Origin of the sequence: Bacillus sp. JHAA (assembly GCF_036961585.1) — a bacterium.
Lineage (GTDB): Bacteria > Bacillota > Bacilli > Bacillales > Bacillaceae > Bacillus > Bacillus velezensis.
Genome location: NZ_JBAMDE010000006.1, coordinates 106,895 through 132,702, shown reverse-complemented (window position 1 = coordinate 132,702; position 25,808 = coordinate 106,895). Strand labels below are relative to the sequence as shown.

Below are 25,808 nucleotides of genomic sequence, written 5' to 3'. Positions count from 1 at the left end.
AACAAGCCAGTGCAAAAACACTGGCTGAACAAGCTGAGGGCGGGTTACTTAAACCAGCCCTTTTCCTTTGATCGGGTAATGGCTTCAATTCGATTTTTCACTTCTAATTTATCCAGGATCATCGAAACGTAATTGCGGACTGTGCCGCTTTTGATGCTGAGGGCGTTTGCGATTTCTTTCGTGTTTTTTCCGTCTGCGACAAGCTCGAGCACCTCTTTTTCCCGTTCGGTCAGCGGGTTTTCTTCACTATAGATGTCCTCCATTAATTCAGGTGCGTAGACGCGTCTTCCTTTCATGACGCTGCGGATGGCGCTGACGAGCTCATCGCTCGGGCTGTCCTTGAGCATGTACCCGCTGACGCCTGCTTTTAGCGCCCGCTGAAAATAGCCGGAGCGGGCAAAGGTCGTCAAAATGATGATTTTCACACCGCTGTCCTTGAGCTCTTCTGCCGCTTCAAGACCTGATTTCCCGGGCATTTCGATATCCATCAGACAGATGTCGGGCGCATGTTTTTCCACGAAATCGATGGCATCCTGGCCGCTTGTGCCTTGGCCGACAACCGTCATATCCTCTTCTAAATTCAACAGTGAACCGAGTGCGCCGAGCAGCATTTGCTGATCCTCGGCAATGAAGATGTTGATCATCTGCTACCATCCTTTTCTTTTGATTTTGAATCATTCGGGATTCTCATGGTCAGCTTTGTTCCGGCGGCTGTATCGATGGCTAAACTGCCGTTTGCGAATTCAAGACGTTCCCTCATTCCAAGCAGGCCGTGCCCCTTTGAAAAAAAGCGGTCTTCTTTGCATTGAAAGCTGCCGTCATCTTCCACCGTAATGACAACCTCTTTCCAAAGCTGCTGAATGGTGATGCGGCATACTTTGGCGCCGCTATGTTTCACGACATTGGTGACGGCTTCTTTTATGCACATGCTGACGATGTTTTCGTTCAGCAGAGAGATATGTTTTGGCGCTTCTTTTTCTTCATACACAAATTCAATTCCTGCCGCTTCAAGAATTTGCCGAACATTGCCGAGCTCATCCTTCAATCGGATGCCTTTCATCGATGAGACGATTTTTCTGACCTCATTTAAGGAGGTGCGGGCCGTCTGCTGCACGCTTTTCAGCTCAGTGCGGGCCTGTTCAGGGTCCTTGTATATCAGCTTTCGGGCGAGGTCGCTTTTCAGCCCGATTAAGGAGAGCTTTTGTCCAAGTGTATCGTGAAGGTCCCGGGCGATACGCTGCCTTTCTTCCAGCTTCACAAGATCGGCGATTCGCTCATTTGCATATTCTAATTTCTCCTCAAGGCGCTCCCGTGCTTTTCTGCTTCGAATGCTGAGCGGGAGCAGGATGGCACTGATCAGTGTAATGACGATAAACGGAATTTGTGTCAAAAACCACCCTTTTTTCAGAACAAGGCTGAAGTTGACGGCAACCGCCGCACTAATGATATGAATGTAATATAAGATGTAAAATGGAACTTTGTCTCGGATATGGCCGATGAAGTAGGCGATAAAGAAGGCGAAATAAATATAACTGAACAGCATAACTGAGCCGGTCGAAATGCCGATCAGAAGAAGCGCCCATAAGTAAAGCGGCCAGCCTTTTGCAACAAATGCGAAGCGGTATGCGCCAAAGAAAACAAGTGTGAAAATGATGCCGGCCACGATGACAAAGGTAGAAGAGCTTTTAAAAATAAAATAAAAAGGCAAGATGAAAAAAATCATCCATATATAAGGAGAAATCCCATTCAGTTTTTGAAATTTAAAATACTTCTTCATCTTTGTTCCACCTTCTGCTGCTTGTGTCTACCATCACTTTATCAAAACACCGCCTTCATTGCATCCTCACGCATGAAGAGAAGGCCCTTTCTGATAAGAGAAAGAGCCGCGCGCCATATCAGGCATTTTTCTTTAAAGGTTCTTTCGGTACCGGATGGGGCGCCGGTTTTTTCCGCGCCTCCCGAAAGGTGACAAATTGCTTTTCGTCCTCATCCCACAGACGGAATTTCATGGATTCAAGACTTGTTTTAAGCGTAATGGTCGGTACGTTTTTTAAAGGCTCGTGCCCCTCATGAGCGGCTTCCAGCTTGTAGTTCGGCACTTTCGGACTTAAGTGGTGGACATGATGGTAGCCGATATTGCCTGTCAGCCATTGCAAAAGCTTCGGAAGCTTGTAAAAGGAGCTTCCTTCTACCGCGGCCTGCACATAGTCCCAATGCTCATCGGCTTCAAAATAAGAATCCTCAAACGTGTGCTGAACATAAAAGAGCCAGACGCCGATTGACCCCGAAATAAGGAAAATCGGACCTTGAACAAGCAAAAAGTTTTCCCAGCCGACAAGCAGGCACGTCGCAGCAGCCAATAAGACAATCGCCGCGTTCGTGAAATAGGTGTTCCAGCGCTCCTTGCGGCGGGCGCCTTTTACATTGAAACGGTTTTGAATCAGAAATACGTAAATCGGTCCGAGAATAAACATAATAAACGGATTGCGATAAAGTCTGTAGCGTACTTTTGTCCAAGCTGACGCTTCGTTGTATTCCTTGACGGTCATCATCCAAATATCGCCGGTGCCCCGTTTATCTAAGTTGCTGCTTGTCGCATGATGAATGGAGTGGCTACGCTGCCATTGAAGGAACGGAAACAGTGTCAGCACACCTGAAATAAACCCGAACAGCCGGTTCAGCTTCTTTTGTTTGAAAAAGGATTGGTGGCAGCAGTCGTGGAAAATAATAAAGATTCTTGTCAAAAATCCCGCTGCTATAACAGTAAAGGCGAGGGTCAGAAGATAGGAGACATTGAGGCTGAAGTAAGCAAGAAACCAAAGGGCAAAAAACGGCACAAACGTGTTGAAAAGCTGATTGACACTATGCTTTGTATCGGCACCGGAAAATGCAGCAACCTGCTTTTTTAAAGATGCTTGTTTTTGAGTTGCGGCGTGATTGGTCATGAATGTCATATCCCCTTTTTTTTATTATGATTCCAAGTATACCGAGGCGCTCGCGGCGGTTGTAGTAGCAGCCATCATGCCCCGAATATGACATTTGTCATGTTTGGCGGCAGAATGCTGATCAGGCGGCATATGGAAGGTATCTTTTTTACGAGGGATAAAGCCGGACACTTCATATCGGCACTTAAAAACAGCAAAAAAGAACCCGGCCTGTTTTCGGCTGAGTTCTTTTTCATCATCCTCACAGCAAAATCACCCGATACTTCTTTACATCCAAAAACTGCAGAAACTCCCGGGCCAGCATGTCCGGCGCGTGGTCTTTTCCTTCATGAAGACGATATTGAATCAAGCCGGCGAGCATGGACGCGACATAATATGCATAGAGTTTTTTGCCCGCCTGAATGTGCAGGGGCTGATGAAGATAAAACGATTGCAGCGCTCTGAACATTTCCGGAATGACGTCAGGCACTCCGGAGCCCTCTCTCAGAAAATGGACGAGCGGCAGGCCTTCCGACAGTGCCGAAAAGAGACGGACGAGCGCGGCTTCCGCTTCTTCCATGGAGCAATCGGCAGGCTCTCCTTTTACCGTCAATAATCCGATCAGATCCCGGCATGATTGATGGATGATCGTTTTCAGCAATGCTTCTTTGTTGGCATAATGGTCATAAAAAGTGGCGCGGCGGAGGTTGCTTTGACGGGCAATATCGGAAATCGTAATCGCCGCGTACTCTTTTTTTTCTGCCATTAAGCCGATCATGGCTTCTTGCAAGGCCTGCCTCGTCCTTGTCACCCGGCGGTCGGCGGGCTTTTTTTCTTCTTGTTCCGGCATCCGGCGGCCAAACAGCCAGTAAAACCGTTTTTGAGAAATCAAATCCCACACCTGTCCGCTGATCGCTTCCGGGGATGCCCCGGGCTCCTCATTCAGCCAGTACAACACAATGGCATACGTGTATAAAGCGCGGTAATGAATGTACATATCCTGTTCAGTCGGTGAGAAATCCGCATTGACCGGTGACAGCAGCACATCATGCCGGAACACATCTTTTAAAAAAGCATGAAAGTGAAAATAGGGCATTTTATTGCGGTCCATCATCGTTTGAAAAAACACCCGATGCCGATCAACAAAAGACAGGGTCGGATGCACTTTTTGCCATCCGCCATGTAAATGAAGCACATCTTTATTCTTCAGCGAATCATACAGCGCTTCGCTCAGCCCGTCTTTCATTTCTTCCTCTATATCCTCTAAAATCGCATATTTATCTTCGTAATAAAGGTACAGTGTCCCCCGGCTCACATGCGCCCGTTCGGCGATGTCCTTCATGGTCACACGGCGGATATCCCGCTCTCCAAGCATGGCCAAAAGCGCTTGTTTGATGTCAGTTGTCACAGAATCCGGCATAAGAGACACTCCTTCCATTAGACAGATCACCGCAATTTGTACGGTAACGTATAGATGTGTTTACGCTGTCTTTGCCGCAAAAACACATCACATTATAATAGGCCCTGAAGAAACAAAAAAGCAACCAGAGGAGGAAGACCGATGGATCAGCATATAAAAGCAGACATCAAACGCGTCTTTGAGCTTCAGAAAAAAAATCAAAAAACGCTGCGTGCTTCAACAGCCGGGCAGCGCAGAGAAAAGCTTCAGCGCTTTTTAGATGCCGTCACCGCACATGAAGAAGAAATCATCGAGGCGATCAGACGGGACGTCCGCAAGCCTTATCATGAGGTGAAAAGAGCGGAAACGCAGGGAACGATCAAGGCGATTAAAGATAATATGAACAATCTCGACACCTGGATGGCGCCGAAACGCGTCGGCTCATCCGTCAGCCCCGACGCTGACGGCGTATTAATGTATGAGCCAAAAGGCGTCACCTTAATTCTCGGCCCATGGAATTATCCGTTTATGCTGACGATGGCTCCGCTTGCGGCTGCCATTGCGGCCGGCAACAGCGCGATTGTGAAGCTGTCCGATTTTACGATGGAGACGAGCCATATCGCCGCGACAGTTATTCGCGAGGCATTTCACGAAGAAGAAGTCGCCATTTTTGAAGGTGAGGTCGATGTCGCCACAGAACTGCTCGACCAGCCGTTTGACCACATTTTCTTCACCGGAAGCACGAATGTCGGTAAAATCGTCATGACGGCAGCGGCGAAGCACTTGTCGTCCGTCACGCTTGAGCTTGGCGGAAAAAGCCCGACGATCATCGACAGCGGCTATGATTTGATGGACGCGGCGAAAAAAATCGCCGTCGGCAAATTTGTCAATGCGGGGCAAACATGTATCGCACCTGACTATCTCCTTATGAAGAAAGAAGTGCAGAGCACCTTTACAGATCTCCTGCAAACCATTGTCAATGCAGGTTTTATGGAGGATGATCATACGGTTGACCGCAACAAATTCACGCAGATTGTCAACGACCGCAACTTTAACCGTGTCAAAGTCCTGTATGATGACGCCATTGAAAAAGGGGCGAAAACGGCGTTCGGCGGCGTATTCGATGCGCATGACCGCACGATTTCTCCGACCGTGCTGACAAACGTGACGCCTGATATGAAGATCATGCAGGAAGAAATCTTCGCACCGATTCTGCCGATTATGAATTACGAAGATATCAGTGAAGCCGTTGATTACATCACTGAACGGGACAAGCCGCTTGCCTTGTATGTATTCAGCCATAATCAGGAGCTGATCGATTATGTTCTGCAGCATACGACATCCGGCAATGCTTCTGTCAATGATGTCGTCGTTCATTTCACTGACGTCAACCTTCCGTTCGGCGGTGTCAATACGAGCGGGATCGGTTCATATCACGGTGTGTACGGCTTTAAAGAATTTTCTCATGAAAAAGGCGTATTTATTCAAGCCTCTAAATAAAAAAAGAATCCGCGCAGATGACGCGGATTCTTTTTTATTATTTTTTTGCCCCGAATGCGAGCAGTTTCGTATAAGTGCCGACATAGAGCGTGCCGTCTTCAGCCAGAACCGGGGAGGAAATGACATTGCTGTCTGTTTGATAGCGCCATTTTTCATTACCGTCAGCGTCAACCGCATAGACATTTTTATCGTCAGAACCGAAGTACACATTGCCGTCCGCATCAATCAGCGGCGCCGTTCTCACAGGCCCGTCCGTATAGAAAGACCAGTTCATATTGCCGGTTTTGCTGATGGAAAACAGCTCGCCGCTTCCGGAACCGATATACACATTGCCGTTATGGTCGATCGCTAATGAAGAGCTGGAGAAACCGTTTAACGGGAACGTCCACTTTACAGCACCCGTTGATGTATAGGCGTATAAATTGCCGTCCTGGTTTCCGGCGTAAACGGTGCCGTCTCTATCAATAACCGGATAGCCTTTAAACCCGTTGGACGTCGTTTTTGACCATTTCACTTGGCCTGTTCCGGAATTGATCGCGTAAAAGATATTATTGTACGTTGCCGTATACAGCGTGCCGTTTGACGCTAACACGGGAGCGGAGCCGACCACGCCGTTTGTTTTAAACTTCCACTTTTGCGTCCATGTCGAAGGCGACGTCGGTTTAATCGCATAGATATAGTTATCCAGCGTCGACACATACAGCGTGCCGTCAGAGCCGATAGCCGCATCGGAACTAGGCGCTCCGCTCAGCGGAACCGATGTTAAAATGTTTCCGGTTTCTTTGTCGATGAAATATAGTTTTTTATCGTGAGAAGGAAGATAAATGACACCGTTTGTTCCGAGCACCGGAGTCAGCGTATAGGTCGTCCCGAGGTTTTCCGTCACCCATTTCACAGTACCGTCCGGATGATACGCCGTCAGCTTCCCGTCTTTTGATTGAATAAATACGGTGCCGTCCCCATCAACCGCGGCCCCCGCACCGTTTTGAGGATTGGCCGGAACATTCTTTTCCCATTTTAACGCGCCATCGGCAGTGCTTGTAAACCGGCTTTCTCTCGACCAGTTGAACATCGTCGGAGACATCGCCTGCGCGTCATACCGTCCCGCCAAGAAACCGGATGCCGCATGATTTTGTTTAAATACCGTTTCCGCGGCTTGAGCAGCCGCCGGATGCAGCCATTTTGCCCCCGGCAGATCAGTAACCGCTCCCACAGATAAAGCCGCAGCAACCGCAGCGCCGGCCGCCAATGTTTTCATTCGCAATGAAGCTGTCTTTTTTTTCAATGTCAGTTCCTCCCGTTTCTATTAAAAGCTGCTATATCACTTCGATAATACCATAATTAACCTATGAAATATTTGTATTTTCGGTAGATTTATAGAACAAATGTCACATAGCCTGCTGATGCTTCGGGGATGATCGAAACGCGGCAATATACCACACCACATTGACGATGAAAGCCGCGCCTGACCAAACGAAAAGGCCGTAATAAAGAGACAGCTCCTGCCCTAAGGAAATTGCGGTCAATAACGCCACCAACAAGACAGCCGCGCAAATGATAAGCCCGATTCCGCAAAAAACGGCCATGATGATTTTCATGACACGAATACCGAGAATATACAAAATGAGCGGGACCGCATATATAACAAAGATCTGGCCGACGGCGGCCCACATGCCCGCGGAATTAAAACGATTCGCGTTCGGCCCCGTTTCCGCAAGCGGAGAAAGCGAGACGAGGACCGGCAATAAACAAAACAGCAGAGCGGAAAGCAAGGTCACCGCAACCGCACCTTTTTTCTTTTGATTCATGTGAATATCCTCCTGACAATAACCCGGCTTTTTTACCGGTAATCTGATAATATGTTATATTTTAGCACGATTTTTACTTAATTTGAGAATGTTTTGCCAAAAACGAATTTACAAATCCAGAAAAATAGATATAATAAACGTTATGGAACCGATATTGATTCATAAAGCGCTATCTAACAAAACACGAAGTGATATTATGACGTGGCTTAAACACCCGGAAGACCATTTTGATGAAAGACCTTATCTTGAGCAGGGACTCAGTTTCCGCACCGGAATTTGCGTCGGTGATATTCAGGCAAAGTCGGGGCTTGCGCAGTCCGTCATCTCCAGCTACCTGCTGACCATGCAAAAAGCCGGCCTGCTGGAATCCGAACGAATCGGAAAGTGGACCTATTACAGAAGGAATGAAAAACAAATTAAAGCCTTTGCTGACTATGTTCAGCACCAGCTATAACCATGAAAGGAGGGCTTTTTTTGTTCTAACATATCTACTTTTCTGTATATGTAGTTATAAAAGGAGGCATACATAACAATGAAAAAAAGCAGTTCCATCTTCATTCTGTTTTTGGCACTAGGGGTTTTCGGGATTATCACGACCGAAATGGGCATTATCGGCGTTCTTCCGCAAGTGGCGGACAGATTTCATATTTCTGCTTCAAAAGCGGGGTGGCTTGTCAGTATTTTCGCGTTCATCGTCGCTGTGTCGGGACCGTTTTTGACCTTGCTTGCTTCAGGCATAAACCGGAAAGTCATTCTGCTTTTGGCGGTGCTGATGTTTGCCGTTTCAAATGCGGTCTACGCGTATACGGCGCATTTCAGTGTCATGCTGGCGTTTCGGATCATTCCGGCTTTATGCCACCCGGTGTTCTTTTCTGTAGCGCTTGCGGCCGCTGCCCGGCTTGTCCCCGCCGGCCAATCCGGAAAAGCCGTAACGAAAGTCTTTTCAGGCATCACCGCCGGCTTTGCGTTCGGCGTGCCTTTCACGTCTTATCTGGCGGATCGTCTCTCCCTTGAAGCCGCCTTCTTATTCGGCGCTATCATCAGTCTCATCGCATTCACGGGCATTCTTCTCTTTTTGCCATCCATGCCGGTCACAGAAAAAATGTCTTTCAGAAGCCAGCTCGGCATCCTTCGCAAACCGGCTTTGTGGCTCAATATCGCTGCCGTCACCTGTCTCTTTGCGGCCATGTTTTCTGTCTACAGCTATTTTGCGGAGTACCTCGGACGGGTGTCCCATATGAACGGCACATGGGTCAGCTTTATGCTGATGAGCTTCGGAGTGATTATGATAGCCGGGAATTTCGTCTTCGGCGCTTTGTTATATAAAAATATGAAAAAGACCGTCATCCTGTTTCCGCTTCTTTATACAGCCGCCTACTTGCTCATATACGGGTTTGGGACGTCTTTCGCGCCGATGGCCGTCCTCGTCTTCGTATGGGGCGCCGTTCATTCCGGCGGTCTCATTGTCAGCCAGACATGGCTTACTGCGGAAGCAAAGGAGGCGCCCGAATTCGGCAACAGCCTGTTTGTCTCTTTTTCCAACCTCGGCATCACCATCGGAACGGCGGCGGGCGGCTGGTTTATTTCACATTTGGGAATCCATCAGCTGATGTGGTGCGGCATCATGTTTGCCCTTCTGGCTTTCGGGCTGATCATGGGACGCTTGGCATGGGGAAAGAGGCTGCTCGCAAAAGCTTAAGCTCCGTTGCAAAATCCGGAATGATTACGTATAATATTCCAGATTAAAGCAAGGGAGAGAAAAAGATACATGGAAAGACCGGCAGGATTTTGGATTCGGTTTCTGGCTTACGTCATTGATCAAATCATCATAGGAATTCCGATTTTTATCATTCAATTTATGGTCTCTTTTTTATTTGCGGCAGGCGTTGCGGCGGCTGACCCCTTCATGACCGAAAATCAGTTTAACATCTCTTTTCTGGTGTTCGGCGTCATCCCGATTCTTGCGAGCTCTTTTGTGATCAGTATCTTATATTTCAGCCTGCTCACGGCCTCAAAGATGCAGGGGACACTGGGAAAAGCATTGCTCGGCCTTAAGGTCGTCAATGAGGATGGCGGACGGATATCCATCGGCCAGGCCTTCGGACGCGCTTTCGCATATATCATATCTAAGCTCATTCTTTATATCGGATTCATCATGGGCGCCTTCGGAGAGAAAAAAACGCTGCACGACATCATGTGCAGCACCCGTGTTGTCTATAAATAATGACCTCAAGTCCGGGCCTTTTGAGCCCGGGCTTTTTTATGACGGCTGTGCCCGCCTGATGTCAATGCCGCCCTTTCCGTCAGCCTCAATGCGGATCGTCCCGTTCACAATAACAGACAGCGGATGGAACTCCGCATGCTGATCAGAAAAAATCCAGCGGCGGCCGCTCGGCCCTAAAAGCAAAAACGCCCCATCATTGTAATCACCCATAAAATGAAACCCATTTTCCCTAAGAGGCGCATGCTTTCTCACCGGAATGCCGAAACGCTGCAGCTCCCTCCCGGTTGATACGACTTCGGCAGCCGTCAGATTCACCTCGCCGATATTCAGAACGGACTCAATCGAAAAATGTTCCGCGCTTGGCGGCGATGTTTCTCTCGCGATGAATTCCGCCAGATTGTTGGACGGATCTTTGAAATAAAAGGAACGCGCCTGAATATGAGAGAAATACACCTCATCCTCCCCATCTTCCGTTTGAAAAACGACTTTATCCTTCATCCACGCCTTCGCCTCATCAAAACGATTATTCGGAATGTTAAACGCGAAATGATACGTCGGATGAGAGTGAGAATCGGCGCGCCTGAATTCCAACTCACTTTCTCCCGCCTTGATGGTAAACGAATCACCGGACTCATCAATTAAAGGAAAACCTAACATCCGTTCATAGAAGTGTTTCGTCTCCTCCAACGCACAACTGTACAAAGTAATGTTATTTATTTGCATGATCATACCCCCTTTGGTTATAAAGACAATGAATATATCAATATTCTTGTCTGACTCCGTTCAAAAATGATTCAATATTCTCAATTCGGTAAGCAGTATAGGGGTGAGTGGAAGCTAATAAAGCGATAAAACCTTTTCGAACGTCAATATTTTCACGTTCAATCCGATAGAAAAATTCTAACAGCTCATCTCCGAAACCCGCTTTCGCAGCTACTTCATCTGCCCGATATTCAAAATCTCTGCTTCCGATATTCACAAAATAAAATCCCAAACGGCAGTACGTTATGTAACACCATCCGACCAGCCTAAAGAATATATTTAATAACCCCCCAGACACAGAAGGATTTGATCCGCCGTTCAGAAGCCCTTCAATACACCCCAGAATAAAACATATAAAGAATCCCATCACATACAGCGGCAACAGTGCGATACTCAAAATAGTAAAACTGGAATTAAACATCACAAGGTGTAATGTGTCTTTAAAAGCAAGATGCGCATACTCATGGGCCAGTACCGCTTTTAGCTCACCATCACTTAAATTTCTCATAGCCGCCGAAGTCAATCCTATCGTTTTAAACCCCAGTGCAAATGCATTAATACCCTCATCATCTATTAAAAAAAGATCCGCTTTTTTCACATGAGGATAATGTCTTTGTACGCTTACAAAAACTTCATCGTTTAACCTTTCAAGGTACTCCTTTTCTCCAATGGTTGCCGGGCGCCTTAACCCGGCCCTTATTCTATTTCTCCAGTCTCCAAAAAGTCCATAATTCATAAAGAATAACAATCCGTAAATGGATAAAAAAAGAAGAACCGTTGGAAAAAGCGCCAAAGGAAATAATTTTCTGAAGATCATAATTGAAATCAAAACTGTCAGCCCAGACCAAACAATGTATAAATAATTGAACTTTGTTTTTCTAACTTCCATTTTTGATCACCCTTTTTTATTATGTTTGAATGATTTACCACTACTTAAACTGTCTTTTTATTATCAGTTTCGAAAATAGCATTGTAAAGATGATCATCCATTTTTTTCCGAAAAAGAGGTGCTGTTTTTAACAGCACCTCTTTTTAATCACTCTTCAAAGTAATCCAGGTCCACTCTCTTGATAACAAAAGTATTCTCTAAACTAACGCCGACATTATAGTTGAACATTAAATCCGTTAGCCTCTCTCCATCAATTAATATAATTTTTTTATCGATCACTTTAACATATTCTTTTGCGCCATCAGTAAATACAGATGTAGTAATAAACACACCCTTTTTCGCTTTTTTCCCATCCAGGCTGCCCGCAAATTTTTGTATTTCCGGCCTTGAAACAGAATCTTTCCACCTCTTGGCTTGAAGATAAATCATATCCAGCCCTAAAATGTCTTCTTTGATAACTCCATCTATGCCGCCATCTCCAGATCTCCCTATAGCCGTGCCTGCATCTGTTAATGAACCGCCATATCCAAGAGCAACAAGCAATTCTACGACTAGTTTTTCAAAAAAGGCAGGAGAACATTTGTATATTTGGTTCAGTAACTCTTCTTTAATCTCATTTTTAACAGCATTATAATTCTGTTCAATGATTTCATTGGGAGTTCTGGGCTCTGAAGTAATCGACGGCTCACTTTCCTGTTGATTGCTGTCTTTACCCGTCTGTTTGAATCTCTGAAAGCTCTTATACTTCATTAGAAATCTATTATCTATACTGGCGACACTCGGGTCATTAATTATTTCTAAGCCTTCGCTGGTGATCTGAAAAACACCCCGTCTGACAATGTCGATTAAACCGGCTTTACTTAAATATGTTCTTACCCAACCGATTCGATTATGAAGTACTTTTTGGTTTCCGCTGGGTAATAATTTTTCTGCATCTTCCTCTGACAGGTTTAACTCTTTTGCTAATTTCACGTATAAGTCTTGTAATCTGTGCTCCTTTTTATCTGAAAGAATCTTTAAAAAAGGGTACATAAATTCTTGATATCCTGGTATGGTCAACTTCTACACTCCTATTTAACGTCTTTGTTAAAACTGGCTTGATATTTATATTATTTTTGCGTTCCTAACACCCCTGCGTAAAACCATCTTCATTTCACACTTAAATCTCTTTCAAAAAATCACTCATGATGATATATGAGGTAAAGCTAATATAAGAACATCCGCTATCCATAATTGAATAAGTTCAAAACAAATATATATCTTTAAATTCCAGTCACCGGACTCATCATTTTTTTTAAAAACCTAACACCCATTCATAAAAGTGTTCCTGAACAAAGTTACTTTATTTGCATGACCGTCCCCTCTTTGGTTTATACTACCATATAGAGGGTGGATTCTTGATATTATTCTGCACCAATTGAGAATCCCCCTTTCGCCCGGCGCTAAACATGACAAACAGCGCCAAACCGCTTATACCAGGCGTTTTTAAACATCTAAAGCAAAAAAAGCAGAAAATAATACCCCATATAGCTTGACAAAAAATAAATGTTATTTAATAATCTATATATAATTAGAATTATTATTGAAAGATAAAGTGAATGCTTTGTCTTTTTAATATATTTCAAATCACATTTCAGGAGGAAGATATTATGTCTTTAATCGGAAAAGAAGTACTGCCATTCGAAGCAAAAGCTTTCAAAAACGGTGAATTCATCGATGTAACAAACGAAGATTTGAAAGGTCAATGGAGCGTTTTCTGCTTCTACCCAGCGGATTTCTCTTTCGTTTGCCCGACTGAACTTGAAGATCTTCAAGGACAATACGCTGCACTGAAAGAATTAGGTGTTGAAGTATACTCTGTTTCTACAGATACTCACTTCGTACACAAAGGCTGGCATGACAGCTCTGAAAAAATCGGCAAAATCACTTACGCAATGATCGGTGACCCATCTCAAACGATCTCCCGCAACTTCGACGTTCTTGACGAAGAAACTGGTCTTGCTGACCGCGGAACATTCATCATCGATCCTGATGGCGTGATCCAAACAGTTGAAATCAATGCAGGCGGTATCGGCCGTGACGCAAGCAACCTAGTAAACAAAGTAAAAGCAGCTCAATACGTTCGTCAAAACCCAGGTGAAGTCTGCCCGGCTAAATGGGAAGAAGGCGGCGAAACACTTACACCTAGCCTTGATTTGGTAGGTAAAATCTAAGGAGTGCATTCCATTGGTACTTGATGCAAATATCAAAGCACAATTAAATCAATACATGCAGCTAATTGAGAACGACATTGTTCTTAAAGTAAGCGCCGGTGACGATGACACTTCTAAGGACATGCTGGCTCTCGTTGACGAGCTGGCTTCCATGTCATCTAAAATTTCAGTTGAAAAAACTGAATTAAACAGAACACCGAGCTTCAGCGTTAATCGTACCGGAGAAGACACAGGCGTTACATTCGCCGGTGTTCCTCTCGGCCACGAATTTACATCATTAGTGCTGGCATTGCTTCAAGTCAGCGGCAGAGCACCTAAGGCTGATCAAAAGGTCATTGACCAGATTAAGAACATCAGCGGAGAATACCGCTTTGAGTCTTATATCAGCCTGACGTGCCACAACTGCCCTGATGTCGTCCAAGCATTAAACATGATGAGCGTGCTCAACCCGAATATCACTCATACAATGATTGACGGCGCGGCATTCAAAGAAGAAGTGGAAAGCAAAAACATCATGGCTGTTCCGACTGTATTCTTAAACGGTGAATCTTTCGGAAGCGGCCGTATGACCATCGAAGAGATTCTCGCAAAAATGGGCAGCGGCGCAGATGCGTCTGAGTTTGCCGACAAAGAGCCGTTTGACGTTCTTGTTGTCGGCGGCGGACCTGCCGGCGCAAGCGCGGCGATCTACACGGCGCGTAAAGGCATCCGCACCGGTGTCGTCGCTGAACGCTTCGGCGGCCAGGTACTCGACACCATGAGCATCGAAAACTTCATCAGCGTCAAAGCGACTGAAGGACCGAAGCTCGCTGCAAGCCTTGAAGAGCACGTGAAAGATTATGATATTGACGTCATGAACCTTCAGCGCGCGAAACGCCTTGAGAAGAAAGATCTGTTCGAACTTGAACTTGAAAACGGCGCTGTACTGAAAAGTAAAACAGTGATCCTTTCAACAGGTGCCCGCTGGCGCAATGTCAACGTACCTGGTGAGCAAGAGTTCAAAAACAAAGGTGTCGCATACTGCCCGCACTGTGACGGACCATTGTTTGAAGGCAAAGACGTAGCCGTTATCGGCGGCGGAAACTCCGGAATCGAAGCGGCGATTGACCTTGCAGGTATCGTCAATCACGTGACTGTGCTGGAGTTCGCGCCTGAACTGAAAGCAGACGAAGTCCTGCAAAAACGTCTTTACAGCCTGCCAAACGTCACTGTGCACAAAAATGCACAAACGAAAGAAATCACAGGCGACCAAAACGTAAACGGCATTACGTTCGTTGACCGCGAAACAGGCGAAGAAAAACACGTTGAACTCCAAGGTGTATTCGTCCAAATCGGTCTCGTGCCTAATACAGAATGGTTAGACGAAACGGTCGAACGCAACCGCATCGGCGAAATCATCGTTGATAAGAGCGGCGCGACAAGCGTTCCCGGCCTATTTGCCGCAGGGGACTGCACAGACGGCCCGTACAACCAAATCATTATCTCCATGGGATCAGGTGCAACTGCCGCTTTAGGCGCATTTGATTATTTGATCCGGAATTAATGTGAAAGCCGCCATATGAATGGCGGCTTTTTTACATATACTAATTAAGAAGGCAGTATTTCCTCTAAACAATCCTCGCTGATTTTATAAGATTTTGGCCTTCTGCTTACCAGCTCAACAAATCCTTGCTGTTCTAAATAATCCATTACTCTGTTAATTTTATGTCTCGATTTATTTGAGAGCTCCATTAAATCTTGCACCGACAGCGTAACCTGATCATTTACAAATACATTAATCGTGATAATGATATTAAAAATATCACGTTCATCTTTATAATCAGCCCATTGATCGCTATCAATATAGTTCCTAATTCGTTTCAGTTTCATTAAATTAAATTCAAGATCCTCAATAATTCCTTTTTGTCCTGACAGAAGCAACTCCAGCATATCCATTAAATAAAAAGTCAGCTCTCCCCGGTTTAAAGGTGCGGGAATTTCCTCTAATGCCTTATAATACTTATCTTTATTCTTATTAACTGCGTAAGAAAAAGTGATGGCTGAATATTTTTCTAAGTATCGGGACAAATAACTCCCAACGATAAGGCGTCCTGTTCTTCCATTGCCGTCATAAAAAGGATGAATGTATTCATAGTAGTAATGAGCTGTCATGTAACGATACAGCTGGGGATGTGTTTCATCATGAAGATAAGCAATTAAAGCCTCAAGCGCTTCTGTTATCTTCTGTTCAGAATTAACGCCGATATGGGTGGTCATGTTCCCATCGTTCACTTCAACATAGCCTTTTCTGAATAGCTCACCATCCGGCGCATCTTCTGTTCCGATTTCATCTGCGACCAGCTCGTCATATAATTCCCTAAAGTCATGAATGCTTGTAAACGACGGAATTCGGTCTATAAATTGATATGTTTTCATCAATCCGACAAACCGCTTATGTGAGGGCTCGGATTGTTCTAACGCTTTAAGAGCCTCTTTCAATTCTTTTTTTGTACTGCGGATTCCTTCAATTTCATTATTACTCTGTGCTTCATTAATAATTAATTTATCAAAATAAGGTTTGACGGCAAATTCGGGGAGCTGACTGATAAGGGATGAAATTTTGGAACTGTTTAACAACACTTCATTATTCAGCTTCATGAGTTTATGTGTATTCACATAAAATAGCTCAAATGAATCGTCCGTGGGTCGGCCTTTTCGGAACCCCCGTATGTTTAATGATGTTGAATAACTGCCATAGCTGCTTGTTCTCTTTTTAAATTCTTTCTCATATGAATCAGCATCCATTTTATAAAAAAGCTTAGATAACTTCTCATACTTCATATCATCACCTCGCTTAATTTAAAATTATACACTTTTTTAAATTATACAATCATTATAGCCTGATTTCTAACAAATATTCTCGCTTTCCAATCAAAACAAAAAACGGCATACTGCATGGCAGTACACCGTCTGAAGCAATTCAATCTGTCTTTCTCCCTCTCGCCCGATAGATAAGAAATAATCCAATAAACCACAGCGGCGTCAGCAGCAAAGCCGGGCGCGTTGCATCCGCAAACAGCATAATCACCAGAATGACGGCAAACAGCGCCAGCACGGCGTAATTGATAAACGGCGCAAACGGCGCCTTGAAAGACGAGCTTGCATGTAAGTCCGGACGGGTTTTCCTGTATCTGATATGACAGACAAGAATCACGCCCCACACCCAAATGAAACAAATCGCGCTGATGGTGGTCACGATGCCAAAGGCCGCTTCCGGTATCAATTTGCTTAAAAGAGCGCCAGCTGACAGCACAATAACCGATATCCATAATGCGCGGCTCGGCACATGATTTTTATTCAGCTTCGCAAAACTTGCAGGCGCCTGTTTCGTTTTGCTTAAGTTATACAAAATCCGGCTTGTTGAAAACATCCCGCTGTTACAAGCAGAAGCGGCAGACGTTAATACGACAAAATTAATGATTCCCGCGGCTAACGGAATGCCGACCAGACTGAAGGTCTTTACAAAAGGACTTTCCGCCGCATTCAGCTGCATCCACGGATTAATACATAAAAGAATGAGCAATGCCCCGACGTAGAAAAATAAAATCCGCAATGGAATTTTATTGATAGCGGACGGAATATTTTTTTTCGGGTTTGACGTTTCCGCCGCCGACACACCCACTAATTCCACACCGACATAGGCGAAGATCACCATCTGGAACGAAAGCAAAAAGCCTGAAAATCCGTTCGGAAACAAGCCGCCGTGCTCCCACAGATTCGCCGCTGAAACCGTTCCGGTATGCGTTTTGAACCCAATCACCAGCAGAACCACACCGATGACAATTAACGCGAGAATCGTGACTACCTTAATTAAGGCGAACCAAAACTCCAATTCTCCAAAAATCTTAACCGTTAACAGATTAAGCCCTAATAAAATGAGCAAACAGATAAGTGCCGGAATCCACTGCGGAATATCAAACCAATATTTCACATACACACCGACGGCGATCACATCCGCCATAGCCGTCATAATCCAGCAAAACCAGTAGGTCCAGCCGGTGACAAACGCTGCACGCGGCCCTAAGTACGCCTCGGCAATATCCGTTAATGATTGGTAGCCTGCTTTAGATAACAGCAGTTCTCCCAGCGCCCGCATGACGAAAAAAAGCGCAATACCTACAATAAAATACGCAAAGATGATAGAAGGACCCGCCAGCTGAATCGCCTTACCGGACCCTAAAAACAATCCGGTGCCGATCGTGCCGCCAATGGCGATCAGCTGCACGTGCCGATTCGATAAGTCCCTCTTTAGCTCTCGCTGCTCCACATCTGACTCCTCCTTACCTCTCTAGTGAACGACGAGCAAAAAAAGCCAATAAAAAAAGAGATTGGATGCCCTCCAATCTCATGGTCATAAGAATATCAAATTATATCTGCGCCGCTGACAATCAACAGCATGACAAATACATATTCGGTACTCTTCTGTCCTTTTGCCTGAGATTGTGAACCCTTCGGCGCCGCGGAAAACCCGCGGTCTCTCCAGAAGCCGCTCCTGCTGTAGTTCGACCCACAGCAATCATAGCCTGCTACGTATTGAGTTTCTGATAGAAATACCTATCAGCTAACTTTTTATTTTAATGGAACTTGAATGCATTGTCAATAGAGGGATGAGCTGCACGGCGTTATCCCGGTCCAATTTTTGATGCCTGAAGCGCCGTATTTTCCGTTTTCATTGTCTCAAAAAGGCGTTATGCGGTACTATCATATAAGGTCTAATCATTTAAACATTATGTCATACTTTAAATTCACTTTATCATACAATTGCTCGTAAATAAAAAGGGGATGGACGAGATTGGAAACGAAATATTTAGATCTGCTCGCACAAAAATACGATTGTGAAGAAAAAGTGGTCACGGAAATCATTAATCTGAAAGCGATACTGAACCTGCCGAAAGGAACCGAGCATTTCGTCAGTGATCTGCATGGGGAGTATCAGGCATTCCAGCACGTGCTGCGGAACGGTTCAGGAAGGGTAAAAGAGAAGATCCGCGATATTTTCAGCGGCGTCATTTACGATAGAGAAATTGATGAACTGGCGGCTTTGGTCTATTATCCGGAAGACAAACTGAAGCTGATCAAACATGACTTTGATACGAAAGAGGCATTAAACGAGTGGTATAAAGAAACGATTCACCGGATGATTAAGCTCGTTTCTTATTGTTCTTCCAAGTACACCCGCTCCAAATTGCGCAAAGCACTGCCCGCCCAATTTGCTTATATTTCTGAAGAGCTGCTGTACAAAACAGAACAAGCCGCCAACAAAGAACAATACTATTCCGAAATCATAGAACAGATCATTGCGCTCGGCCAGGCCGATAAGCTGATCACCGGCCTTGCCTACAGCACGCAGCGTTTGGTGGTCGACCATCTGCATGTTGTCGGCGATATTTATGACCGCGGACCGCAGCCGGATAAGATCATGGAAGAACTGATCAACTATCATTCAGTGGATATTCAATGGGGGAATCATGATGTTCTCTGGATAGGCGCTTATTCCGGCTCAAAAGTATGCCTGGCAAACATTATCCGCATCTGTGCCCGCTATGACAATCTGGATATTATTGAAGACGTTTACGGCATCAATCTGAGACCGCTATTGAACCTTGCCGAAAAATATTACGATGATAACCCGTCTTTCCGCCCGAAAGCGGACGAAAACAGACCGGAAGATGAGATTAAACAAATCACAAAAATTCATCAGGCGATCGCGATGATCCAATTCAAGCTTGAGAGCCCGATTATTAAGAGACGGCCGAACTTTAATATGGAGGAACGGCTGTTACTGGAAAAGATTGATTATGACCGCAATGAAATCACGCTGAACGGAAAAACATATCAACTGGAAAACACCTGCTTTGCGACGGTGAATCCCAAACAGCCTGATGAGCTGTTAGAAGAAGAAGCAGAAGTCATGGACAAGCTGCTGTTCTCTGTTCAGAACTCCGAAAAGCTGGGCCGCCATATGAATTTTATGATGAAAAAAGGCAGCCTTTATTTAAAATATAACGGCAACCTGCTGATTCACGGCTGTATTCCCGTCGATGAAAACGGCAGCATGGAAACGATGATGATAGAGGATAAAGCTTATGCGGGCCGAGAGCTGCTCGATGTATTTGAACGGTTCTTACGGGAAGCGTTTGCCCATCCGGAAGAAACCGATGATCTGGCGACAGATATGACTTGGTACTTATGGACAGGCGAATACTCCTCCCTCTTCGGAAAACGCGCCATGACAACCTTTGAGCGGTATTTCATTAAAGAGAAGGAAACGCATAAAGAAAAGAAAAACCCGTATTACTATTTGCGTGAAGACGAAGCAGCCTGCCGAAACATCCTGATGGAATTCGGTCTCAACCCGGATCACGGCCATATCATCAACGGCCATACACCGGTAAAAGAAATCGAAGGCGAAGATCCGATCAAGGCAAACGGAAAAATGATCGTCATCGACGGCGGCTTCTCCAAAGCCTACCAATCCACAACAGGCATCGCCGGCTACACGCTCTTATACAATTCTTACGGCATGCAGCTCGTCGCCCATAAACACTTTAACTCCAAGGCCGAAGTGCTGAGCACCGGAACCGACGTCTTAACAGTGAAACGATTAGTCGACAAAGAGCTGGAGCGGAAGAAAGTGAAAGAAACAAACGTCGGTGAAGAACTGATGAAAGAAGTGGCGATTTTGGAGAAGCTGCGGGAGTATCGGTATATGAAGTGAAGAATATGGAGTTCAGGGATGATTCTCTGGGCTCTTTTTTTACGGTTTCCCTGTATGTAAAACGGATTTAACCGCTTCTTCAATCTCCCTATAACCCGTACATCTGCAAATATTGGACTCCAGCCAATTTTTTATCGTGTCATCACTTGCATTCGGCTCAGTATTCACTAAAGCATGACAATTCATGAGAAAACCCGGTGTGCAATAACCGCATTGAAACGCGAATTTTTCAATAAAAGCCTTTTGAATCGGCGTATTGATCAGTCCTTCAATTGTCGTAATGTCCTTTCCTTCCCCTTCTGCCGCAAGCATTAAGCAAGATTTCATCGGCACCCCGTCCGTTAATACCGTACAGGCGCCGCAATCCCCATTTAAGCAGCCCGGTTTTGCACCAGTTAATCCGAGACGAAGACGAAGAGCAAATAACAAAGTATCAGCCGGCCTGACCGTAATCTGTCTTTCCTCGCCATTTACTTTCAACGTAATAGGATCAGACATTTGGACCTCCTTCTAATTCCCGTAAGGCATCTAAAATTGTATTTTGCAAGACAAACATTCGGTATTCACTTGAGCCTTCTGCATCATCAAGAACGGGTTTGGGTACATACTGTAAAGACCTGCGCACCCTATCTTCTAATGAATAACTTTTATCGTTAAGCACAGCCTCCATTTCAGCAGAACGAAACGGAAATGGACATACGCCGCTGAAGGCCATTCTGATCTCATCATCTTTTTTCAGCGCACAGACTGTCACCAATGGATACCCGACATTCCACTGCTGTCTTCTTTTGATACTGACAAATGGCAGGTCAACGTACGCTCGATCGACAACGACATGAAATAAAAAATCACCTTTTTGCAACTGTATTTCCTTGTTAAATACTTTATTTATGGGACGGTAATGAATCCCCGCTCTCCCTGCAATCCCTATCAAACTATCAGAAATCAACAACGGCAGCACGGCCTCACGGTAATAGATGCCCCCGCAAATGTTTCCGCCCAGGCTGATCTTATTTCGAGTCGTCCGATCGGCTATTTCACTTACTGTTTTACTTAATAGCGGAAATGGATTTTCTTCCTCCAGTTTCGTTAATGACACGCCCGCTCCGATCACCAGATCATTTTCATAAAAGCGGATGGTTTGAAATTCCGGAAGCTCGTTCATATCTATCACCGCATCCGTATAGATGATATTCAGCCTTCCTAACGTGATAATTTCCGTGCCGCCGGAATAATACATTGGTGTTTTCTTTTCGGCCGCAAGCGAGTGAAATAGATTGATTGTTTCTTGAATGGTCTTCGGTTTAAAATAGTCGAAATCAAACGGTATCATCTTTCCACCCCTCTTGCGTCCTCCATAATCGTTCGGGAATGAGAGGAAGTTGATTCAATTGGACACCTAAAGCGGCGGAAAGGCAATTTCCCAATGCTGCCGGCATCCCCAACAGTCCGTGTTCCCCGCCTCCGCGCGCTCCATAAGGCGCAATCACATGCGGGGTTTCAACAAATTCTATGATATATTCAGGCTGCTCTCCATAGTGAAGGGGGCGGTATGTTCTAAGCTGAGGATTTAATACTCTGCCATATGAATCAAATACAAAGGTTTCTCTTCCTCCAAATGCGATTCCCATACTCATCCCCCCCATCACTTGACCCCTAGCAGCTTTTTCATTCAGTACAGTTCCTATATCCACAACAGAATAGGCTTTTGTAATTCGATACGTATAATCCCGTTTATCCAACTCAACTTCAATTCCCTGAGCACCGACAGCCCACTCGGGTCCCGGCTTTCCTCTTCCCGTTTCCCGGTCTAAATTCGTCATCCGGGTTAATGTGTAATTGCCGCTCGCAATGATTTGGCCGCCAATGGTATTTCCATTCGGAAACGTATATCCGTAAGCAATGTCTTTTATTTCAACATGTACAGAAGGATGATCTATAAAATAAACCTTTCCGTCGGCCACTTCCAATTCCTCGACAGGAACCCGCAACACACATGATGCCACGTCCTTAAGCTTTCGAATGGCTTCCTCCGCTGCATTCAGTACGGCATTTCCGGCCATTAACGTCCCTCTGCTCCCCACGGTTTTCCAATGCTCGGGTGTTGTTTGTGTATCTATAAGCATTTTTACATGAATTTTGCTTATATCCATTTTCATTCGTTCCGCCAGGATTTGGGCTAGCACTGTTTTTGTCCCTGTTCCAATTTCCACTACCCCTGACATCAAATTAATGCTTCCATCGGGATTAAAGGTTAAAATCACCCCGGACGTTGCATTTGTATCAAATGTTGAGGTTTTCCAAATGCAGCTGATTCCCTTCGCCCGTATCTTCCGGCCATCGATTTCAATTCGCTGTCCCTCGGACCAATTCATTAATTCCTTCAATCTCTCAATGCATTTCGGCACATTTCCGACCGTGCTTGAATTGAGAAGAACTTGAGTCGGTGTGGTGTCACCGGGGCGAATGGCATTTTTATAGCGGAGTTCTAATGGGTCCATGTTCAGCTTTTCCGCCAATACATCCATCGTCCGCTCAAAGGCAAATAACACTTCAGCATGGCTGTAGCCCCTGAATGCACTTGGATATGGATGATTCGTATACATACAATATGAATCACACCGTATATGATCGATCGCGTACGGACCCGTACAATCAACCACCGCAGCCCGGCTGATGTCCACTCCTTTATCAGAATACGCTCCGCCATCAAATAAAAACTGAATGTCCGCCGCCTTTAAGATTCCATCCTTTGTAGCCCCTAATTTGACAATGGCATCCAACCCGATATGAACGGGAGATGTGATCAGATCCTCTTCTCTCGTATTAAACAATTTGACGGGCCGGCCTCCGACTGCTTTTGATGCCAAATAGGCAATCACCTCTAACTGAACGGCTGCTTTTCCCCCGTACGCTCCTCCTACTAAAGGCGTTTTGACGATCACCTTTCCGGGTTCGATTCCAAAATACCACTGCATTAATTTTTTAATGGCAAAAGGAGCTTGAGAGGATGTGGTAATGATAATCTCCTCATCCGCCCGAATTTCAACAATCGAGCATCTTGTTTCCATCGCAGCGTGATCAGAAGGGTTAAAGGAAATCTGGAATTCTGCTGTCACATCACTTTCCCTAAACCCGTCTTCAGTATTTCCTTTTCTAACCTTATCCAAGTTTGCGATATTGGTCTTCGGAACCGGGAATACACCTTTTGTCTTCTCATAGCGGTCCGCATGTTCATGGACGAGCGGCGCATCCTTTTGAAAGGCCTCACGGGGGGAATTGACGACGGGAAGAGGTTTATAGGATACTTTGATGGCATCCGCGGCCTTTTTAGCTGTAATCGGATTTTCCGCAACAACAACCGCAACCGGCTCACCATGGTATCTGACCCTTTTATAAGCAATCGGCGATCTGTCTTTAATTTCCTCACCTGCAAGCGGAAAAGGTTCATCACCCAATATCGCTCTCACGCCGGGAATCTTCCAAGCCTCTGAAAAGTCCATAGACACAATATCGGCATGCGCATATGGACTGACCAGCATTTTTGCGTGTAATGTGCCTGTTTCTTGAAAATCATCCGTATATTTCGCTTTACCCGTCACTTTTTCAAGAGCCTCTTTTCGAATGACACTCTTCCCGATATACTCCAACTCATTCACTCCCCGAATTTATTCAGCAGCAGCGTATAATCTTCAACTGTATCGACGTCATAAAAAAGCAAAGGGTCTTGAAAGCTGATCATTTTTCCCATATTGATCATACTTTCACGGATGACGTGCCGGGCGCCCTGATCTCCCTTTAACTGATGCAATACCGGAAAACATTGATTTGAGAATAAAATGGGGGGCATAGGAAGATGATGATTTTCAGCGGCGATAAATGAATAACAGGGCTCCTTTTGATAGGAATCAATTAACGTATTGATGATATCTGCGGTGACAAACGGCTGATCTGCAAGGAGAATGATAACGGCGTCAGCCTCATACTCTGCCGCTTTTTGCAAACCGCATTGTATAGAATGGCCTTGGCCCTTACCCGCTTGCTCACATTCTGCCTGACTCCACTTATTTGATATGGGATCTAAAAAGAAAAAATCCGAAAGCCAATGCAGTGGATCTCCCTTTCCTGTTATAACGAAAATATGATCTAATTCAGATAACAAGGCATTTTTAAGAGCCATACTTCCAAGGGAAACTCCATTGAGAACTAAACTTCGCTTATCCGTCCCCATGCGTCTGCTTGTACCGGCTGCCAGGTAAATGGCTGCTGTTTTCATAAGCGAGACCTTTGTGTTCGCATTTTTTGAATCATCTCGCCAACAATGCTTACAGCAATCTCCTCAGGGCCTTGTGCCCCGATGGGAAGTCCGATAGGGGAATGAATATCTTCCGGAATCTCAGCTCCGCCTAATAGCCGTTCAGTGCGCCTTCTAGGGCCTAATACACCTTTATAAAACACATTCTCGTTTTTTAATGTATGTAAAATGATCTGATCTTTTTGAAAGCTGTGCGTCATAATGACAACAAAATCCCTTTTTGTCATGCTCAGGCCTTCCATGACTTCTTCCGGTGCTCCTGTTATCAAATGGCCGGCTTCAGGAAAATGGCCGTGATGACATAAAGCGGGACGCCAGTCAATCACCGTCACATGAAAGCCCGCATGAGCTGCCAACGAAACTAACGGCTTCGCATCTTCCCCTGCTCCGAAGACATATAAACAAGGTTTTGGCACCATCTGATGGATAAAAAATAAATCAGAGGTATGTTCATCCCTCTTGATTCCCTTTTCCGTCTGTCTCAGTTTTTGAATACGGCCTTGTTCCATAACATCCCCGGTTCCAAACACTTCGCCGTCTTCCACTATGTACAGATCTTCCTTCGGCTCTAACGTTTTAGTGAATCGTTTCATTCGGGTCACAGACTTTTTTTCATCTAAGCATGTCTTCACTGTCATCAGATTTCGTTCCAATTCCCCTTTTACAGGCTCAAGTAAAACCGTCAAAACACCATTACAGCCAATGCCCTGTCCCCAGGATAAATCGTCTTCCGCGCTCATATCAAAGCGGACAATCACCGGCTCTCCTGCAGCCCAGACCTGTTCCGACCGTTCAACGAGGTCTTCTTCCAGACAACCGGCGGATAACATTCCGACTCTTGTTTTATCCCCTAAAATCAACATCGAAGCCCCTTCTTTCTTATAAGCGGACCCCTCTGTTTTAATAATGGTAGCCAGTACCTTAGCTTTTTTAGAAGTGGCGATGACATCCAAAATCCGGTGTATATCATCCATTTCATGTCCCCCGTTTTACCTGATCATATCTGCATCTGTATAT

23 protein-coding genes and 1 riboswitch are annotated in these 25,808 nt (G+C 45.2%); of the genes, 7 read left to right on the top strand and 16 right to left on the bottom strand.

The window, feature by feature from the left end; translation table 11 throughout:
- Positions 1–44: 44 nt before the first annotated feature.
- The 4 genes from V7728_RS15060 to V7728_RS15045 form a co-directional block, all read right to left on the bottom strand.
- Complete coding sequence (locus V7728_RS15060; protein ID WP_007614886.1) at positions 45–644, bottom strand: response regulator transcription factor; 600 nt, start codon at positions 642–644, stop codon at positions 45–47.
- The gene (locus V7728_RS15055) at positions 641–1,777 is read right to left on the bottom strand and encodes a sensor histidine kinase (RefSeq protein WP_025285539.1); all 1,137 of its coding nucleotides are present in this window, start codon (positions 1,775–1,777) and stop codon (positions 641–643) included. Before V7728_RS15055 ends, V7728_RS15060 begins: the two co-directional genes overlap by 4 nt.
- A gap of 118 nt (positions 1,778–1,895) precedes the next feature.
- A complete protein-coding gene (locus tag V7728_RS15050; RefSeq protein WP_012118854.1) occupies positions 1,896–2,945 on the bottom strand; it encodes a fatty acid desaturase in 1,050 nt (349 codons plus the stop codon).
- A 241-nt stretch (positions 2,946–3,186) separates the two neighbouring features.
- Positions 3,187–4,344: a TetR/AcrR family transcriptional regulator gene (locus V7728_RS15045; RefSeq protein ID WP_099567223.1), complete on the bottom strand. Its 1,158-nt coding sequence runs from the start codon at positions 4,342–4,344 to the stop codon at positions 3,187–3,189.
- 141 nt (positions 4,345–4,485) lie between these two features.
- On the opposite strand from V7728_RS15045, the gene V7728_RS15040 reads away from it, so the two are divergent.
- Positions 4,486–5,823 (top strand): aldehyde dehydrogenase family protein, encoded by a 1,338-nt coding sequence (locus tag V7728_RS15040; RefSeq protein ID WP_099567224.1) that lies wholly within the window; start codon positions 4,486–4,488, stop codon positions 5,821–5,823.
- A 37-nt stretch (positions 5,824–5,860) separates the two neighbouring features.
- On the opposite strand, the gene V7728_RS15035 is transcribed toward V7728_RS15040, so the two are convergent.
- Both V7728_RS15035 and V7728_RS15030 read right to left on the bottom strand, forming a co-directional pair.
- A complete protein-coding gene (locus V7728_RS15035; protein ID WP_088056557.1) occupies positions 5,861–7,081 on the bottom strand; it encodes an outer membrane protein assembly factor BamB family protein in 1,221 nt (406 codons plus the stop codon).
- Positions 7,082–7,211: 130 nt separating this feature from the next.
- A complete protein-coding gene (locus V7728_RS15030; RefSeq protein WP_060562316.1) occupies positions 7,212–7,631 on the bottom strand; it encodes a DUF5391 family protein in 420 nt (139 codons plus the stop codon).
- A gap of 142 nt (positions 7,632–7,773) precedes the next feature.
- Between V7728_RS15030 and V7728_RS15025 the strand changes: the two genes are divergently transcribed.
- The 3 genes from V7728_RS15025 (at position 7,774) to V7728_RS15015 (ending at position 9,855) form a co-directional block, all read left to right on the top strand.
- The gene (locus V7728_RS15025; RefSeq protein ID WP_015240918.1) at positions 7,774–8,085 is read left to right on the top strand and encodes an ArsR/SmtB family transcription factor; all 312 of its coding nucleotides are present in this window, start codon (positions 7,774–7,776) and stop codon (positions 8,083–8,085) included.
- Between the two features lie 78 nt (positions 8,086–8,163).
- Entirely contained in the window at positions 8,164–9,330 is a 1,167-nt protein-coding gene (locus V7728_RS15020) for an MFS transporter (RefSeq protein WP_015418583.1), read from the top strand.
- Positions 9,331–9,399: 69 nt separating this feature from the next.
- Positions 9,400–9,855 carry an RDD family protein gene (locus V7728_RS15015; RefSeq protein ID WP_014419310.1) on the top strand — a complete coding sequence of 152 codons (456 nt, stop codon included), beginning with the start codon at positions 9,400–9,402 and terminating at the stop codon, positions 9,853–9,855.
- Between the two features lie 36 nt (positions 9,856–9,891).
- On the opposite strand, the gene V7728_RS15010 is transcribed toward V7728_RS15015, so the two are convergent.
- The 3 genes from V7728_RS15010 to V7728_RS15000 form a co-directional block, all read right to left on the bottom strand.
- Positions 9,892–10,578 (bottom strand): VOC family protein, encoded by a 687-nt coding sequence (locus tag V7728_RS15010; RefSeq protein WP_098081936.1) that lies wholly within the window; start codon positions 10,576–10,578, stop codon positions 9,892–9,894.
- 37 nt (positions 10,579–10,615) lie between these two features.
- Complete coding sequence (locus V7728_RS15005; RefSeq protein WP_025285545.1) at positions 10,616–11,506, bottom strand: M48 family metalloprotease; 891 nt, start codon at positions 11,504–11,506, stop codon at positions 10,616–10,618.
- A gap of 147 nt (positions 11,507–11,653) precedes the next feature.
- Positions 11,654–12,565 carry a restriction endonuclease gene (locus tag V7728_RS15000; RefSeq protein ID WP_015240924.1) on the bottom strand — a complete coding sequence of 304 codons (912 nt, stop codon included), beginning with the start codon at positions 12,563–12,565 and terminating at the stop codon, positions 11,654–11,656.
- A 590-nt stretch (positions 12,566–13,155) separates the two neighbouring features.
- On the opposite strand from V7728_RS15000, the gene ahpC reads away from it, so the two are divergent.
- Positions 13,156–13,719, top strand: a complete 564-nt coding sequence (gene ahpC / locus V7728_RS14995) for an alkyl hydroperoxide reductase subunit C (RefSeq protein ID WP_004393188.1) — start codon at positions 13,156–13,158, stop codon at positions 13,717–13,719.
- A 13-nt stretch (positions 13,720–13,732) separates the two neighbouring features.
- Positions 13,733–15,262 (top strand): alkyl hydroperoxide reductase subunit F, encoded by a 1,530-nt coding sequence (gene ahpF, locus V7728_RS14990; protein WP_007614902.1) that lies wholly within the window; start codon positions 13,733–13,735, stop codon positions 15,260–15,262.
- A gap of 44 nt (positions 15,263–15,306) precedes the next feature.
- On the opposite strand, the gene V7728_RS14985 is transcribed toward ahpF, so the two are convergent.
- Positions 15,307–16,539: a Fic family protein gene (locus V7728_RS14985; RefSeq protein ID WP_020958080.1), complete on the bottom strand. Its 1,233-nt coding sequence runs from the start codon at positions 16,537–16,539 to the stop codon at positions 15,307–15,309.
- A gap of 139 nt (positions 16,540–16,678) precedes the next feature.
- Complete coding sequence (locus V7728_RS14980) at positions 16,679–18,025, bottom strand: amino acid permease (RefSeq protein WP_007614904.1); 1,347 nt, start codon at positions 18,023–18,025, stop codon at positions 16,679–16,681.
- A gap of 145 nt (positions 18,026–18,170) precedes the next feature.
- A riboswitch (glycine riboswitch) is annotated at positions 18,171–18,251 on the bottom strand.
- Between the two features lie 299 nt (positions 18,252–18,550).
- Between V7728_RS14980 and fbp the strand changes: the two genes are divergently transcribed.
- Positions 18,551–20,476, top strand: coding sequence for a fructose-1,6-bisphosphatase (fbp, locus tag V7728_RS14975; RefSeq protein ID WP_012118863.1), 1,926 nt, complete (start codon positions 18,551–18,553; stop codon positions 20,474–20,476).
- Positions 20,477–20,515: 39 nt separating this feature from the next.
- Here fbp and V7728_RS14970 read toward each other — a convergent pair whose 3' ends face one another.
- The 5 genes from V7728_RS14970 to V7728_RS14950 are packed head-to-tail and all read right to left on the bottom strand — an operon-like array spanning position 20,516 to position 25,765.
- Entirely contained in the window at positions 20,516–20,974 is a 459-nt protein-coding gene (locus tag V7728_RS14970) for a (2Fe-2S)-binding protein (RefSeq protein WP_015418586.1), read from the bottom strand.
- On the bottom strand, positions 20,967–21,809 hold the full coding sequence (locus V7728_RS14965; protein ID WP_069007574.1) for an FAD binding domain-containing protein: 843 nt from the start codon (positions 21,807–21,809) through the stop codon (positions 20,967–20,969). Before V7728_RS14965 ends, V7728_RS14970 begins: the two co-directional genes overlap by 8 nt.
- Positions 21,796–24,126: a xanthine dehydrogenase family protein molybdopterin-binding subunit gene (locus V7728_RS14960; RefSeq protein ID WP_069007575.1), complete on the bottom strand. Its 2,331-nt coding sequence runs from the start codon at positions 24,124–24,126 to the stop codon at positions 21,796–21,798. The genes V7728_RS14965 and V7728_RS14960 overlap by 14 nt, the downstream gene beginning before the upstream one ends.
- Positions 24,127–24,131: 5 nt before the next feature.
- Positions 24,132–24,752 (bottom strand): NTP transferase domain-containing protein, encoded by a 621-nt coding sequence (locus tag V7728_RS14955; RefSeq protein ID WP_032868077.1) that lies wholly within the window; start codon positions 24,750–24,752, stop codon positions 24,132–24,134.
- The gene (locus V7728_RS14950) at positions 24,749–25,765 is read right to left on the bottom strand and encodes an XdhC family protein (protein ID WP_032868079.1); all 1,017 of its coding nucleotides are present in this window, start codon (positions 25,763–25,765) and stop codon (positions 24,749–24,751) included. The genes V7728_RS14955 and V7728_RS14950 overlap by 4 nt, the downstream gene beginning before the upstream one ends.
- Between the last annotated feature and the right edge of the window lie 43 nt (positions 25,766–25,808).